This window comes from Bradyrhizobium sp. BR 1433 (assembly GCF_051547665.1).
GTDB classification, from domain to species: domain Bacteria; phylum Pseudomonadota; class Alphaproteobacteria; order Rhizobiales; family Xanthobacteraceae; genus Bradyrhizobium; species Bradyrhizobium australafricanum.
Genome location: NZ_JBPUGG010000001.1, coordinates 7,238,515 through 7,252,865, shown reverse-complemented (window position 1 = coordinate 7,252,865; position 14,351 = coordinate 7,238,515). Strand labels below are relative to the sequence as shown.

Annotated in this window: 11 protein-coding genes and 1 pseudogene; 7 read left to right on the top strand and 5 right to left on the bottom strand. The window is 65.8% G+C overall.

From position 1 onward, the window contains the following. Positions 1-20: 20 nt before the first annotated feature. Both ACSKB9_RS34850 and ACSKB9_RS34845 read right to left on the bottom strand, forming a co-directional pair. The gene (locus tag ACSKB9_RS34850; protein ID WP_438078842.1) at positions 21-1,091 is read right to left on the bottom strand and encodes a lytic transglycosylase domain-containing protein; all 1,071 of its coding nucleotides are present in this window, start codon (positions 1,089-1,091) and stop codon (positions 21-23) included. A 75-nt stretch (positions 1,092-1,166) separates the two neighbouring features. Continuing rightward, entirely contained in the window at positions 1,167-1,802 is a 636-nt protein-coding gene (locus ACSKB9_RS34845; protein ID WP_438078838.1) for a VOC family protein, read from the bottom strand. 201 nt (positions 1,803-2,003) lie between these two features. Between ACSKB9_RS34845 and ACSKB9_RS34840 the strand changes: the two genes are divergently transcribed. Together ACSKB9_RS34840 and ACSKB9_RS34835 are read left to right on the top strand one after the other, a co-directional pair. Then, positions 2,004-2,567, top strand: coding sequence for a DinB family protein (locus ACSKB9_RS34840; protein WP_057015223.1), 564 nt, complete (start codon positions 2,004-2,006; stop codon positions 2,565-2,567). A gap of 103 nt (positions 2,568-2,670) precedes the next feature. After that, positions 2,671-3,399, top strand: coding sequence for an alpha/beta fold hydrolase (locus ACSKB9_RS34835; protein WP_028334486.1), 729 nt, complete (start codon positions 2,671-2,673; stop codon positions 3,397-3,399). A gap of 60 nt (positions 3,400-3,459) precedes the next feature. Here ACSKB9_RS34835 and paoC read toward each other — a convergent pair whose 3' ends face one another. The 3 genes from paoC to paoA are packed head-to-tail and all read right to left on the bottom strand — an operon-like array spanning position 3,460 to position 7,287. Continuing rightward, positions 3,460-5,667, bottom strand: a complete 2,208-nt coding sequence (gene paoC / locus ACSKB9_RS34830; RefSeq protein WP_438078836.1) for an aldehyde oxidoreductase molybdenum-binding subunit PaoC — start codon at positions 5,665-5,667, stop codon at positions 3,460-3,462. Positions 5,668-5,698: 31 nt separating this feature from the next. After that, positions 5,699-6,649 (bottom strand): FAD binding domain-containing protein, encoded by a 951-nt coding sequence (locus ACSKB9_RS34825; RefSeq protein ID WP_438078834.1) that lies wholly within the window; start codon positions 6,647-6,649, stop codon positions 5,699-5,701. Beyond that, entirely contained in the window at positions 6,646-7,287 is a 642-nt protein-coding gene (gene paoA, locus ACSKB9_RS34820) for an aldehyde dehydrogenase iron-sulfur subunit PaoA (protein WP_057015220.1), read from the bottom strand. Before paoA ends, ACSKB9_RS34825 begins: the two co-directional genes overlap by 4 nt. A 398-nt stretch (positions 7,288-7,685) precedes the next feature. Here paoA and ACSKB9_RS34815 point away from each other — a divergent pair, with 398 nt between their 5' ends. The 5 genes and pseudogenes from ACSKB9_RS34815 (at position 7,686) to dxs (ending at position 14,280) form a co-directional block, all read left to right on the top strand. Continuing rightward, positions 7,686-8,447, top strand: a complete 762-nt coding sequence (locus tag ACSKB9_RS34815) for a crotonase/enoyl-CoA hydratase family protein (protein ID WP_092083615.1) — start codon at positions 7,686-7,688, stop codon at positions 8,445-8,447. Between the two features lie 61 nt (positions 8,448-8,508). Continuing rightward, positions 8,509-10,179: a bifunctional metallophosphatase/5'-nucleotidase gene (locus ACSKB9_RS34810; RefSeq protein WP_438078831.1), complete on the top strand. Its 1,671-nt coding sequence runs from the start codon at positions 8,509-8,511 to the stop codon at positions 10,177-10,179. Between the two features lie 323 nt (positions 10,180-10,502). Next, a pseudogene (locus ACSKB9_RS34805) lies at positions 10,503-11,428 on the top strand (histone deacetylase family protein). 127 nt (positions 11,429-11,555) lie between these two features. Then, positions 11,556-11,807: an exodeoxyribonuclease VII small subunit gene (locus tag ACSKB9_RS34800; RefSeq protein ID WP_028334494.1), complete on the top strand. Its 252-nt coding sequence runs from the start codon at positions 11,556-11,558 to the stop codon at positions 11,805-11,807. Positions 11,808-12,351: 544 nt separating this feature from the next. Further along, positions 12,352-14,280: a 1-deoxy-D-xylulose-5-phosphate synthase gene (gene dxs / locus ACSKB9_RS34795; RefSeq protein ID WP_050387827.1), complete on the top strand. Its 1,929-nt coding sequence runs from the start codon at positions 12,352-12,354 to the stop codon at positions 14,278-14,280. Positions 14,281-14,351: the final 71 nt, after the last annotated feature.

The window sequence follows — 14,351 nt, the reverse complement described above, 5'->3', positions numbered from 1 at the left end:
CGACCTGCAACGTGCGCCACCTAATTCCGAAACACCAGGCAGCGCCCGCCGACTGCCTCCAACCGGGCGCACAGCTGATTAGCTCGCTCACGGGTCGTCTCGGCGACCCGGAGCAGATACCAGGTGGCCGAGCCTGGCCCGGCCATGCGCGATCTCAGAACGAGCGGTGCGCGATCGCCGAGCACGGACGCAAATCGTTTCTGAAGTTGCTGGTAGTCGGCGAGTACGCGCGATTGCGACGGGCCGCCGGCCAATTGAAGTCCCCAGGGCCCCCACGCAGCTTGCTGCGCGATTGTCGCGGACTCTCTTGGGCCCGCGGGAAGCGCCCGAACGAGCATGCCGCGCACGATGTCACCGCAGGCCATGGCCGCATCGGTGTCGACCCGATCCTCAAGCGAGCCTTGCGCCCATTCCTCTGCGGACTTGCCGGTGATGATCCTGACATAGGCGCGCGTTTCGCCCGGCAGGCTTCCACGTCCCGCCAACCAATCCTGAACGCGCCGTGGACCACCATTATAGGCGGCCGCCGCAAGGCCGAGATTGCCGAACTGCGCGCGCAGCTCGCGGAGCCAGCGCGCGGATTCCTGCAACGCAGGCAATGGCTCGAACGGGTCGGCCAGACCGCGCCACCGCGCAGTACCGGGCATGAACTGGGCGATCCCCTGGGCACCGGCCGAACTGACCGAGTTGGGATCGAAATTGCTTTCCTGCCAGATCAGCCGGACGAAGAAATCCGGCGGCAAGCCGTTCTCCAATGCAGCCTCCTCCAACGCCTTGCAGTACTGCTGCGGCCCATCGGGCTTTGGACGCAAAGCTGTCGGCGCCGGCGACGGAACGGATGACGATTGCTGATCGGACGCCGACCGATCGGCCTCAGCGTTGCGCACTGCGGCGTTGCTATCCGGACGAGACGTTTCCGTTTGCGATGTTTCTGTCTGCGCCGGCTCTGCGCGTTGCGCGCCGGGCGTGACCGCTGGATCGCCGGGAGGTTGGGCGCTTGCGACGGGGACGAACAGCAGCAGGCAAGCCGAGCCGATAACCGCTCGTGGAATCGATCGATGAACCCGCCGCGGCCCGAAAATCGACTGCATAAAGCGATCATCAAATTGGATGCACTTGCGGAATCATATCATCGGCGCCGCCCGGGCGGCCAGAAAATTTGCTGCCTAGCGGTTGGACAGGCTTCCAACGATCGATGCGCGGCGGGACAGTTCGATCCAGTTGCCATCGGGATCGAGGATCATGGAGATCCGTGCGACCTCGCCGAGCGTCACCGGCGCAAGGCCTTCCCGCACGCCCTTGGCGCGCAACTCGTCATGCACGGCGTCGATGTCGGCGACCTGCAGCGTGATGTAGCGCCAGCCGCGCGCACCCCGAACCGGATCGATGGTTGCGGCGCGATCTTCCCTGAGCAGGATCAGACTGTCGCCGAGGCGAAACGCCGGACCATCAGACCATGACTGCTCGGTGAAGCCGAGGATGTCGCCGTAGAACCTGCGATGCGCGGCAAGGTCGCGCACCGCCATCACGACGCCGATCTGGGCGATGCCGTCATGTCCGGGCGGGACGAGGCAAACGCTGTTGCCGTCGGGGTCGGCCATGCGTTGCGGTGCGTCGACGCCGGCGCGCGCAATGATCAGCTCGCGATAGCCGCTCGGCGCCACATCCGGCAGCGGCTCGACATGATGGTTGAGCTTGATGACCGAACCTTGCGCGTCGTGCCGGTACTGTTTCTGCCCGCGGCGGATCGGCTGCACATGATCGAAGCGAAGTCCGGCCTCCTGCTGCCAGAACCGCAGCATCGGTTCGAGATCGTTGAAGGAAAGGCCGACGTCGATCACGTTCTTTGCCAGTTGCATCTGCTGCCGCCTTCGGATGAAGTGCACCACGATGGATTAGCTATGCGAGGATCAAGTCACCAACGCAAGCACCACGATCACTGTCGCCGGTCGGCCGGCCTGCCGGTGCACCTGCCTGAAACAGTCAATCCAGTGAGGACCGATATGCAAGCAGGCCTCGTTCAAACCTTTCGCGCTTTTGCGTACAATAATGCCTGGGCCAATCACCGCCTGCTCACGGCCTGCGCCGGTCTCAGCCAGGCGGAGTTCGCCGCCGCGCGGACCGGGTTCTTCCCGAGCCTGCAGGCGACGCTGAACCACATTCATGTCATCGATCTCTTCTACATTGATGCGCTCGAGGGCGGCTGGCTCGGGCCGAAGGCGTGGGCCAACGAGGTGCCCTACCCGTCAGTCGCCGCACTGAAAGACGCCCAGCGCGCGATCGATCAGCGGCTGATCGTGCACTGCGATGCGCTGACGGCTGAGCGGCTCGATGATGTGGTGAAGATCAATCGCGACACGAGCGTGCAGACCGAGCGGCGCGACCGCCTCTTGATGCATCTGTTTCAGCACCAAATTCATCATCGCGGCCAGGCCCATGCGATGCTCTCGGAGACCACGGTGAAGCCGCCGCAGCTCGACGAATTCTTCGCCGCCGGCGAAGCCCCGCTCCGGGCAGCCGAGTTCAGGGATCTCGGCTGGAGCGAAGCCACCGTGTGGGGCGGCTGATGGTTCCGCCCGCCATCAGCGATGCGGTTCCTGATCCGGAACGAGGTCTTGAAACCCGGCGCCTCCACGCTCACCTCTGGTAAAACGTGGGGAACTCTATCCGATGCCATTCGCCAATCACCGGGGCCAGCGTATCCATTACACCGTCGAGGGATCCGGGCCGCTGATCGTGCTGCAGCACGGTCTCTTGCTCGACGCCGCGAGCTGGAAGCAATGCGGCGTGGTCGACGCGCTTGCCGATCGCTTTCGTGTCGTCTGCGTCGATTCGCTCGGACATGGCCTGAGCGACAAGCCCGCCGATCCGGCACTTTATAACCAGGCACAGCGCGCCGGCGACATCGTCGCCGTGATCGACGATCTCGGGGACGAGCGCGCCCATGTGGTGGGACACTCGATGGGCGGCTGGGTCGCGGTCGGCGTCGCCCGGTTTTTCCCGGCACGGCTGGCGTCGCTGGCAATCGGCGGCTGGGACTTTCTCACCGGACTGCCGCGCGGCAATGCCGGCCCGCTGACCTATGGCGCCTTCATCACCTTTGCCCGCCGCACCGTGCCGGAGCTCGCCGAATGGGTGACGCCGGATCTCGAAGGCGGCGTGCGTGCCTGCTTCAATGCGCTCGGCCAGGTCGATGGCGCCAAGGATGCGGTGCTGTCCTCGCGCGTGCCGGTGCTGTTGTGGAACGGACAGGACGACGGACCCCATGCGCCGATGCAGCGCTTCGCCGCGGAGAACGGCCTCGATGCGATGTCGGTGCCCGGCGATCACCTCGGCGCGCTGTTTCAGCACGGCGCCGCGATCGGCCGGGGCATCGGCTCGTTCGTCGGGCGCGGCTAGGTGCGATGAGACAGGCGAACTCCCTCTCCCCGCACGCGGGGCGAGGTGAAGCGTCCCGCGCTACGCCGGCTCCGGCATCCCTGAGAGCAGCTTGTTGAGCGTGATCGGATAGTCGCGCACGCGAACGCCGGTCGCGTTGTGGACCGCATTGGCGACCGCGGCGGCGACGCCGCAGATGCCGAGTTCGGCGACGCCCTTGGCCTTCATCGGCGATGAGATCGGATCGATCTCGTCGAGGAAGATCATCTCCTGATGCGGGATGTCGGCATGGACCGGCACCTCATAGGCAGCAAGGTCGTGATTGATGAACAGGCCATGACGCCTGTCGACGACGAGATCTTCCATCAGCGCCGCGCCGACACCCATGGTCATTGCGCCGATCACTTGGCTGCGCGCCGCCTTCGGATTGAGGATGCGGCCCGCCGCGCAGACCGCAAGCATCCGCCGCACCCGGATTTCAGCCGTGTCGGCGTCGACGCCGACCTCGACGAAATGCGCGCCGAAGGTCGACTGCTGGTAGGTTTTCGCGAGATCGCCGTATTCGATGGCATCCTCCGCCACGAGGTCGCCGCCGCCGGCGGCCTGCGCCAGCGGCACGCTGCGATTGCCGGAGCGGACCACGCCGTCGGCAAACACCGCCTCCTCGGAATTGAAGCCGAGCTTCTGCGTAATGGCCTCGCGCAGCTTGGTGCAGGCGGCGTAGACACCGGCGGTGGAATTGTTGCCGCCCCACTGCCCGCCCGAGCCGCAGGACACCGGGAAGTCGGAATCGCCGAGCCGCACCGCGACCTTCTCGAGCGGCACGCCCATCATCTCGGCCGCGGTCTGCGCGATGATGGTGTAGGAGCCGGTGCCGATGTCGGTCATGTCGGTCTCGACGGTCACGATGCCGTTCTGGTCGAGACGAACGCGTGCCGCCGACTTGGTCACGAGATTGTTGCGGAACGCCGCGGCGACGCCCATTCCCACCAGCCAGCGCCCGTCACGGACGGCGCCGGGTTTCGGATTGCGCTTGTCCCAGCCGAACCGCGCCGCGCCATCGCTCAGGCACTGCACCAGTTGCCGCTGCGAAAAGTGCCGCTCCGGATGCTCGGGGTCGACCTGGGTGTCGTTGCTGATGCGCAGCACGACCGGGTCGATGCCGAGCTTCTCGGCGAGTTCGTCGATCGCGATCTCGAGCGCCATCATGCCGGAGGCTTCTCCGGGCGCGCGCATCGCATTGCCCTCCGGCAGATCGAGCGCCGCAAGCCGCGTCGCCGTCATCCGGCTGGCGCCGGCATAAAGCAGCCGCGTCTGGCTCACCGCCATCTCGGGCTCGCCGTCCTTGACGTTGCCAGACCAGCTTTCGTGGCCGATCGCCGTGATCTTGCCGTCGCGCTCGGCGCCGATGCGGATGCGCTGGATCGTCGCCGGACGGTGCGTCGTGTTGTTGAACATCAGCGGACGTTGCAGCGCGACCTTGACCGGCCGGCCGGCCGCGCGGGCGCCGAGCGCGGCGAGCAGCACCTCGGCGCGCAGGAACAGCTTGCCGCCAAAGCCGCCGCCGATATAGGGCGACACCAGACGGACATTCTCCTTGGGGATGCCAAGCGTCTTGGCCATATCCTCAGCGCCCCAGGCGATCATCTGGTTTGAGGTCCAGACCGTGAGCTTGTCGCCGTCCCAGGCCGCGATCGAAGCATGCGGCTCCATCATCGCGTGGCCCTGATCGGGAGTGGTGTAGGTGGCATCGAGCTGCACGGGCGCACCAGCGAAGGCGGCGGCGAAATCGCCGACGGCGGTATCAGCCGGGCCGCCGAATGACGGGTGCGGCGTGACGCCCTTGTCCCGCTCCGCGGCGAGATCGAACTTGCCGTCGCCTTTGACGTAATCGATCCGGACCAGCTGCGCCGCGGCCCGCGCCTGCTCGAAGGTCCCGGCGACGACGACGGCGACGGCCTGGTGATAATGCGCGATCTCGGGCCCGCCGAGCAGCGGCGCCGCATTGCGCTCGCCCTTGCCGAGCTTGCCGGCATTGTCCGATGTGACGATGGCGAGCACGCCGGGCGCAGCCTTCGCCGCCTCGAGATCAATCGAACCGATCCGCCCTTTGCCGATCGCCGAACCGACCACGTAGCCATAGGCCTGGTTGGCCACGACGTCGTGCCGCTCATAGGCGTAAGGCGCGGTGCCGGTGGTCTTCAGCGGCCCGTCGATCCGGCTGGTCGGGTGGCCGATCACCTTGAGCTGGTCGATCGGATTGAAGGTGGCAGGATGTTCAAATCGCATGATGTCAGGCCCTCTTCTTAAGCCTTGGATCTTAAGCTCTGGCCTCGCGCAGCACCGCCGCCAGCGTTCGCTCGGCGAGCGGCAGCTTGTACGCATTGTCCTTGGTCGGCTTCGCATCGGCGAACAGGCGCGCGGTGACGGCCTTGGCGCCAGCAGGCAATTCCGCCTCCGCCGCCTCGACGCGCCACGGCTTGTGCGCCACGCCGCCGAGCGCGACGCGGCCGGTGCCGTCGCGCTGCACGATCGCGGCAACCGAGACCAGCGCAAAGGCATAAGAGGCGCGGTCGCGCACCTTGCGATAGGCCTGCGCGCCGCCGACCGGTTTCGGCAGCACCACCGCGGTGATCAGCTCGCCCGACACCAGGCTGGTTTCGATCTCGGGGCTGTCGCCGGGCAGACGATGCAGCTCGGCGATCGGGATGCTGCGCGTGGTGCCGTCGGGCCGCACCGTCTCGACGACGGCGTCGAGCGCGCGCATCGCCACCGCCATGTCGCTCGGATGGGTCGCGATGCAGGCGTCGCTCACACCGACCACCGCATGCTGGCGGCTGAAGCCGCCGATCGCGGCGCAGCCGCTGCCGGGCTTGCGCTTGTTGCAGGGCAGATTGGTGTCGTAAAAATAGGGACAGCGCGTCCGCTGCAGCAGATTGCCGGCGGTCGTCGCCTTGTTGCGCAACTGGCCGGAAGCGCCAGCGAGCAGCGCGCGCGACAGCACGCCATAGTCGCGCCGCACGCGGATATCGGCGGCGAGATCGGTGTTGCGCACCAGCGCGCCGATCCGCAAGCCGCCGTCCGCGGTCTCCTCGATGCGGTCGAGCGCCAGGTCGTTGACGTCGATCAGATGCGCCGGCGTCTCGATCTCGAGCTTCATCAGGTCGAGCAGATTGGTGCCGCCGGCGATGAACTTGGCGTTCGCGGTCCCGGCGGCGGCTGCGGCCGCCGCGCCCGGCGCGGCGGCGCGCTCATAGCTGAATGATCTCATGCGCTCCTCCCGGCGACCTCGCTGATCGCCTCGGCGATGTTGGAATAGGCGCCACAGCGGCAGATGTTGCCGCTCATGCGCTCGCGGAGCTCGGCATTGGTCAGTCGCAGCGGCGCATTCAGATCCGCCGTGACATGGCTCGGGATGCCGGCCTTGACCTCGGCAAGCACGGCGACCGCCGAGCAGATCTGGCCGGGCGTGCAATAGCCGCACTGATAGCCGTCATGCTCGACGAATGCCGCCTGCAGCGGATGCAGCCCGTCCGGCGTGCCGAGCCCCTCGATCGTCGTGATCTCGTCGCCCTGATGCATCACGGCGAGCGTCAGGCAGGAATTGATCCGCCGGCCGTCGACAATCACCGTGCAGGCGCCGCATTGGCCGTGGTCGCAGCCCTTCTTGGTGCCGGTCAGATGCAGGTGCTCGCGCAGGGCATCGAGCAGCGTGGTCCTGGTGTCGAGCTCGAGCTGGTGGGTTTCGCCGTTCACGTCAAAGGATACTCTCGTCATCACGGGCGCTCCGGTCGGGGCAGATTGGGCGGCCGCAGGCGGAGGCGTCGCGATCGACGACGCCGCAAGCGAGGCGGCTCCAACAATCAACAGATGGCGCCGCGATAGTTCCAAACGTCCGGAGATCTGCATGCCGCCGCTCTCCTCAAGTCAGCCGGACGCGGAACCACGACAACGACGTGTCGAGGTCTGCTCGGCCTGTCAGCAAAGGGGGGAATGCCGCGAACAGCGGAATGTTTCTCGCGGGGAAGTTAAACTCGTCGCGAGCGCCACGGGCGCGGCGGGCGGGCAGCATCGGCGCCATCTTGGCGCGGGCGGAAGGCAGCATCGCCGTGCGCGTCCGGCCTACGACCAATGTCCCCTGCCCGGAATCGCAAGATTCCCGTTATCTGCATTGCGCCGTTCTCATGCTCGCCCACGGGGAAAAGCGGCCCGGAACACGCCGGAGCTCTTGGGGCTTGCACGGGATCATGTAGGATGGCGGCACGACCTCCACCGGCGACGATGCCGGCCGACCCTGGGACCGCTCGATGACCGCGCATGTCATAGTGACCGACGAAGCCGCCACGCGCGTGATCCGGCTGCGCAGGCCCGAGAAGAAGAACGCGATCACCCAGGAGATGTTTCGCGCGATCAGCGACGCGATCGACAAGGCGCAGAACAATCCGAAGATCCGCTGCCTGATCATCACCGGCGGCTCCGGCGTGTTCACCGCGGGCAACGACATCGAGGACCTGCTCGCGCAGGGCACCTCGACCAGTGAGACGCCGCCGGCCTCCGACCTCGTCAAGTTCCTGTATTCGCTGGCCCACAATGTGAAGCCGATCATCGCCGCCGTCGACGGCGTCGCGATGGGCATCGGCACCACCATGCTGTTTCACTGCGACTATGTGCTCGCCAGCAAGACCGCGCTGTTCTCGACGCCGTTCTCCAATTTCGGCCTCGTGCCGGAAGGCGCCTCAAGCCTGTTGATGCCACGCATGATGGGCCACCAGCGTGCCTTCGCGATGCTGGTGATGGGCCGCACCATGTCGGCCGACGACGCCCGCGTCGCCGGCTTCGTCAACACCGTGGTGGCGCCGGGGCATGCCGAGGTGGAGGCGCACAAGGTGGCGCGCGAGATCTGCGCGCTGCCGGCCGAGGCGGTGGCGATCTCGCGGCGCCTGATCCGGCTGCCGCCGGAGGACGTCACCCGCCGCATCGAGCAGGAGAACCATCTGTTCAGCGAACGGATGCGCTCCGAGGAAGCAGTCGAGGCGTTCAAGGCATTCATGGCTCGCCCGAAGGATTGAAACGAAGCGTCGCAAAATTGTAGTGGCGCGGCGCCATGATCCCGTGCTCCATGGACAGGTCATGAGACAGCCCCGCCTTTCCCCTCTCGCCGCGCTCTGCGCGTTCGGACTGGCCGCAGCAAACCCCTGCCCGGCGCAGGCCGCGGAGCCGGTGAGCCTGCGCATTCTCGCGATCAACGATTTCCACGGCTATCTGCGGCCGCCGCCGGGCGGCATCCGGATCACCGACCCCGCTGACGCGACCAGGAAGATCATGGAGCCCGCCGGCGGCGCCGAGCGGATGGCCACCGTCGTCAAGCAGCTGCGCGAGGGCCATAAGAACAACATCTTCGTTGCGGCCGGCGACCTGATCGGCGCAAGCCCGTTCCTGTCGGCGATGTTTCATGACGAGCCGACCATCGAGTCGCTCTCGCTGATGGGGCTTGCGATCTCCTCGGTCGGCAATCACGAATTCGACGAGGGCAAGGACGAGCTGCTGCGGATGCAGAATGGCGGCTGCCATCCGATCGACAAATGCCAGGGGCCGCACCCGTTCACGGGGGCAAAATTCCGCTATCTCGCCGCCTCTACGATCGAGAAGGCGACCGGCAAGCCGGTGTTTCCGCCCTACGAGATCAAGCAATTCGACGGCATTGCAGTGGCCTTCATCGGGCTGACGTTGAAGAACACCCCGAACCTGGTGTCGCCGGCCGGCGTCGCAAGCCTCGATTTCCGCGACGAGGCCGAGACCGTCAATGCGCTGGTCCCCGAGCTGAAGGCGAAGGGCGTCGAGGCGATCGTGGTGCTGATCCACGAAGGCGGCTTTCCGACCGGCGACTATAATGAATGTCCAGGGATCTCCGGGCCGATCGTCGACATCGTCAAGAAGTTCGATCGCGCGGTCGACGTCGTGGTCTCCGGCCACACCCACCAGGCCTATGTCTGCGAGATCGACGGACGGCTCGTCACCTCCGGCGACAAATACGGCACCCTGGTCACCGCGATCGATCTTCAGCTCGATCCGAACAGCCATGACGTGATCAGCGCCAGGGCCGCCAACACCATCGTGCGGATCGCCGGCACAGCCAAGGATCCCGAGCAGAGCGCGCTGCTGGAATCCTACGACCGGCTGGCCGCGCCGATCGCGAGCCGCGCGGCAGGCTCGGTCACCGAAACGCTGTCGCGTACACCTGCCGAAACTGGCGAGAGCCCGCTCGGCGACATCGTCGCCGATGCACAGCTGCTTGCAACCAGCGCTGAACCGAATGGCGGCGCGGTGATCGCCTTCACCAATCCCGGCGGCGTGCGCACCGACATCGTCAAGCGCGAGGACGGCGCGGTGACCTATGCCGATATCTTCGCAAGCCAGCCGTTCCGCAACCAGCTGGTGACGATGACGCTGACCGGCAAGCAGCTCAAGGACGCACTGGAGCAGCAATGGGCCGATCCGAAGCGGCCGCGCGCCCTCCAGGTCTCGAAGGGGTTCTCCTATGCGTGGGATGCGAGCAAGCCCGATGGCGCGCGCATCATCGCCGCACGGATGTCGCTGGACGGCAAGCCGATCGACCCGGCCGCGAGCTACCGCGTCACCGTGAACAATTATCTCGCCGAGGGCGGCGACGGCTTCACGGTGTTCAAGCAAGGAACCGCGCAGCAGTTCGGCATCTACGACGTCGATGCGCTCTATGCCTACTTCAAGGCCAACAGCCCAGTAGGCCCAACGGCAGGCAAGCGGATCGAGCGGATCAACTGAGCGGCAAACTCGTCTTCGTCATGGCCGGGCTTGTCCCGGCCATCCACGTCTCTCTAGCGTTAGCGCCTTCGGACCAAGGACGTGGATGCCCGGCACAAGGCCGGGCATGACGAGTTCGGGGATCAGGCGGGCGGACTCTCAGAGACCTTGGCAAGGTGTCGAAGAACGAGCACCGGAACAGCGAGATCAAACGCGGCCCTTTCCGGAACGCCGCTAACGGCCTAGATTAGGGCCTGCTCTTGCATGATCTTGGTCGGAAAACCGCTGCGCACTTTTCCGGATCATGCGTCCTCGCACGCGCATCGATTGCGCCGGGAATCTGCATGACACTGCTTCTGACGCATTCCGCCTGTCTCGACCACCTGACCCCTCCCGGACATCCCGAACGCCCCGACCGTCTGCGGGCGGTCGCCGAGGTGCTCGGCGAGGATCGCTTCAAGGCGCTGGTGCGCGATTCCGCGCCGGAAGGCGACCTCGACACCGTGCTGCTCTGTCACGGTGAGCACTATGTCGGCGAACTCCGCCACATCGCGCCGACCTCCGGCATGATCTATATCGACGGCGACACCTCGATGTCGCCGGGCACCTGGGAAGCGGTGATGCGCGGCGTCGGCGGCGCGGTGGCCGCCGCCGATGCGGTGATGGAGGGCAAGCATCAAAACGCGTTCGTCGCGGTGCGCCCGCCCGGGCACCACGCCGAGAAATCGACGCCGATGGGCTTCTGCTTCTTCGACAATGCCGCGATCGCCGCCCGCCACGCGCAGCGCAAATACGGCATCAAGCGCGCCGCAATCATCGATTTCGACGTCCATCACGGCAACGGCACGCAGGATATCTTCTGGGCCGACCCGACCGTGATGTATTGCTCGACGCACCAGATGCCGCTGTTCCCCGGCACTGGGGCCGCCGGCGAGCGTGGCGAGCACGACACTGTCGTCAACGCGCCGCTGGCGCCCGGCGACGGCGGCGCCAAGTTCCGCTCCGCTTTCGAGAACCTGATCCTGCCGCAGCTGGAGAAGTTCTCCCCGAACTTATCGTCATTTCGGCGGGCTTCGACGCGCATCACCGCGATCCCTTGGCCTCGATCAACCTGACGGGCGAGGATTTCGGCTGGGTCACGCGCAAGCTGATGGATCTCGCCGACAAGAGCGCCGGCGGCCGCGTCGTCTCCGTCCTGGAAGGCGGCTACGACCTGCAGGGCCTGAAAGAGTCGGTGGCATCTCACGTCACCGCATTGATGGACGGGTAAATCCCCGCCACAATACGCCCGCAAAAATTCGATTGATTCTGCGCCGGGGCGAGCATGGCCTGCGACAGGTCATGTTTGGACGACAAGATCAGGTTGCGATCTGATCCACGCAATCGGGAACGCAAGAATGGCCGAGAATACCCAAGCCGACGTGAAGAAGCTTTCCTTTGAACGCGCGATCGAGGAACTCGAATCGATCGTCAAGCGGCTCGAGGACGGCAAGGTCCCGCTTGAGGAATCGGTCGCGATCTACGAGCGCGGCGAGGCGCTGAAGCGGCGCTGCGAGGAATTGCTGCGTCAGGCCGAAGCCCGCGTCGACAAGATCACCACCGACGCCTCGGGCCAGCCGACCGGCACCGAGCCGCTCGACGTGCAGTAGCGCTACCGACCACGTCGATCGTGCGGCGCGATGTCCGCCACGGCGGGCAATTGTTGCTGTGCATTTCCAGCCACCCGTAAACCTCCGGGGCTACCCGCGGGGTCGGGTACGGCTGCGAATCAGGCCGAGCCGGCCCGGCCGGCTGCCGCCAAATTAGGCGAATTGGAACCCAGCTCCCACCCAAGCATTGAAAAGACTAGATTTTTCAGCGCGCCGCATAGGAACCCTGCGCTCCCTATCGGGTTGGCTTTGGCTGCGGCTTTGGTGTAATGCTTCCAGTTCTATGGGCATTTGAGAGTGGCGGGCAGCCCGACTTTTCGGGCGGCATGCGTCTCAAATGGTTCGACAAAACTGAACCGGGACGGGTGAAGAGCGACCAAGGTGATGCATATCACGTGGTCCAATCCGGAGTGAATTTAGGCTTACAACCAGGCACCGGCCTGCCGGGGCGGCACCCAGTGTCTGGCATTCGCTGCGCGGTGTGCGCGCCATCCCATCTCGCGTCGGGCGGTTCGTTCCGACAGGCAAAAATTGGAAATTCGCTGTGACCACATTTAGTAAGACGCCGCTTCTTGACACTATTCACACGCCGGATGACCTGCGCAAGCTGAAGGTCGAGCAGGTGCAGCAGGTTGCCGACGAGCTGCGCCAGGAAACCATCGACGCGGTGTCGGTGACCGGCGGCCATTTCGGCGCCGGCCTCGGCGTGGTCGAACTGACCACCGCCATCCACTACATCTTCGACACCCCGCGCGACCGCCTGATCTGGGACGTCGGCCACCAGGCCTACCCGCACAAGATCCTGACCGGACGCCGCGACCGCATCCGCACGCTACGCACCGGCGGCGGCCTCTCCGGCTTCACCAAGCGCACCGAAAGCGACTACGATCCGTTCGGCGCCGCGCACTCCTCGACCTCGATCTCGGCCGGCCTCGGCATGGCCGTGGCGCGCGATCTCTCCGGCGGCAAGAACAACGTTATCGCCGTGATCGGTGACGGCGCGATGTCGGCGGGCATGGCCTATGAGGCGATGAACAACGCCGGCGCGATGAACTCGCGCCTGATCGTGATCCTCAACGACAACGACATGTCGATCGCGCCGCCCGTCGGCGCGATGAGCGCCTATCTGTCGCGCCTCTACTCCGGCAAGACCTACCGCTCGCTGCGCGAGGCCGCCAAGCAGATCAACAAGCGCCTGCCGAAGATCCTCGCCAACCGCGCCAACCGCGTCGAGGAATATTCCCGCGGCTTCATGATGGACGGCGGCACGCTGTTCGAGGAACTCGGCTTCTACTATGTCGGCCCGATCGACGGTCACAATCTCGACCATCTGCTGCCGGTGCTGAAGAACGTCCGCGACATGGAGACCGGCCCGATCCTGGTTCACGTCGTGACCCAGAAGGGCAAGGGCTACGGCCCGGCCGAAGCCTCCGCCGACAAGTACCACGCCGTGGTCAAGTTCGACGTCGCGACCGGCACCCAGGCCAAGGCCAAGCCGAATGCGCCGGCCTACCAGAACGTGTTCGGCCAGAGCCTCGTCAAGGAAGCCGAGAAGGACGACAAGATCGTCGCCATCACCGCGGCGATGCCGTCAGGCACCGGCGTCGATATTTTCAACAAGGCGTTCCCGGACCGCACCTTCGACGTCGGCATTGCCGAACAGCACGCGGTGACCTTCGCCGCCGGCCTCGCCACCGAAGGCTACAAGCCGTTCTGCGCGATCTATTCGACCTTCCTGCAGCGCGGCTATGACCAAGTGGTCCATGACGTCGCGATCCAGAGCCTTCCGGTCCGCTTCGCGATCGACCGCGCCGGCCTGGTCGGCGCCGACGGCGCGACGCACGCGGGTTCGTTCGACAATGCGTATCTCGGCTGTCTGCCGAACATGGTGATCATGGCCGCCGCCGACGAGGCGGAACTGGTCCACATGGTGGCGACGCAGGTTGCGATCAACGATCGTCCGAGCGCGCTGCGCTATCCGCGCGGCGAAGGCCGCGGCATCGAGATGCCGGAAGTCGGCGTTGCCCTCGAGGTCGGCAAGGGCCGCATCATCCGTGAGGGCAAGAAGGTCGCGCTGCTGTCGTTCGGCACCCGTCTCGCCGAGTGCGAGAAGGCGGCCGACGAGCTCGCCGCGCACGGCCTTTCCGCCACGATCGCCGACGCGCGCTTCATGAAGCCGCTCGACGAAGAGATGATCATGAAGCTCGCCCGCGACCATGAGATCCTGATCACGATCGAGGAAGGCTCGATCGGCGGCTTCGGCTCGCATGTCATGCAGTTCCTGTCGGACAACGCCATGCTCGACAGCGGCATGCTCAAGTTCCGCTCGATGATCCTGCCCGACGTGTTCCTCGACCACGACACGCCGGCGGCGATGTATGCCCGCGCCGGTCTCGACGCCAAGAGCATCGTTGCCAAGGTGTTCGAAACCCTCGGCAAGGACTACAAGGCCGAGACCGTCAAGCTCGCCTGATCGTGACGGGCGGCGCTCACTGGAGCATTTTCGGTTCTGATTGAATCAGAACCGAAGCTCCAGGTTCTCGC

Excerpts from the sequence above, each read along its gene's own strand:
- ACSKB9_RS34825 (WP_438078834.1), bottom strand. The coding sequence starts at position 6,649 with ATGAGATCATTCAGCTATGAGCGCGCCGCCGCGCCGGGCGCGGCGGCC.
- ACSKB9_RS34810 (WP_438078831.1), top strand. The coding sequence starts at position 8,509 with ATGAGACAGCCCCGCCTTTCCCCTCTCGCCGCGCTCTGCGCGTTCGGA.
- ACSKB9_RS34815 (WP_092083615.1), top strand. The coding sequence starts at position 7,686 with ATGACCGCGCATGTCATAGTGACCGACGAAGCCGCCACGCGCGTGATC.
- ACSKB9_RS34800 (WP_028334494.1), top strand. The coding sequence starts at position 11,556 with ATGGCCGAGAATACCCAAGCCGACGTGAAGAAGCTTTCCTTTGAACGC.
- paoA (WP_057015220.1), bottom strand. The coding sequence starts at position 7,287 with ATGCAGATCTCCGGACGTTTGGAACTATCGCGGCGCCATCTGTTGATT.
- ACSKB9_RS34845 (WP_438078838.1), bottom strand. The coding sequence starts at position 1,802 with ATGCTGCGGTTCTGGCAGCAGGAGGCCGGACTTCGCTTCGATCATGTG.
- paoC (WP_438078836.1), bottom strand. The coding sequence starts at position 5,667 with ATGCGATTTGAACATCCTGCCACCTTCAATCCGATCGACCAGCTCAAG.
- ACSKB9_RS34840 (WP_057015223.1), top strand. The coding sequence starts at position 2,004 with ATGCAAGCAGGCCTCGTTCAAACCTTTCGCGCTTTTGCGTACAATAAT.
- ACSKB9_RS34850 (WP_438078842.1), bottom strand. The coding sequence starts at position 1,091 with ATGCAGTCGATTTTCGGGCCGCGGCGGGTTCATCGATCGATTCCACGA.
- ACSKB9_RS34835 (WP_028334486.1), top strand. The coding sequence starts at position 2,671 with ATGCCATTCGCCAATCACCGGGGCCAGCGTATCCATTACACCGTCGAG.